At 62.2% G+C, this 434-nt stretch carries 1 pseudogene; it reads left to right on the top strand.

Features of this window, described 5'->3' with window-relative positions:
• A pseudogene (locus BN1127_RS01725) lies at positions 1 to 434 on the top strand (transporter substrate-binding domain-containing protein); the annotation flags it as partial.

Raw genomic sequence — 434 nt, 5'->3', positions numbered from 1 at the left:
CCTCCCTTCTCCTGGACCGATGCGTCGGGGGAGATCAAGGGCTTTGACATCGATCTCGCCAATGCCCTGTGCCAGTAGATGGCCGTCAAGTGCGAGCTGGTGGCGCAGGACTGGGACGGCATGATCCCGGCCCTGCTGTCGCGCAAATACGATGGGATCATCGCCGCCATGTCGATCACCGACGAGCGGCGCAAGAAGGTGGATTTCACCGCGAAATATGCCCATATCCCCAACCGCTTCGTGGCTGCCAAGGGGACAACGCTGGAGCTGACCCCGGCGGGGATGGCAGGCAAGCGCATAGGTGTGCAGCGCGCCACCACCCACGACAAGTATCTGACGGACAACTTTGGCTCCGATGTCACCATAGTGCGCTACGGCAATGCCGATGAGGCCTATCTCGATCTGAAGGCGGGCCGGGTGCTGGCCTTGCTGGC

Origin of the sequence: Aeromonas media, from assembly GCF_000819985.1 — a bacterium.
Classification (GTDB): Bacteria; Pseudomonadota; Gammaproteobacteria; order Enterobacterales; family Aeromonadaceae; genus Aeromonas; species Aeromonas media.
This window is presented reverse-complemented; position numbering and strand designations above follow the sequence as displayed.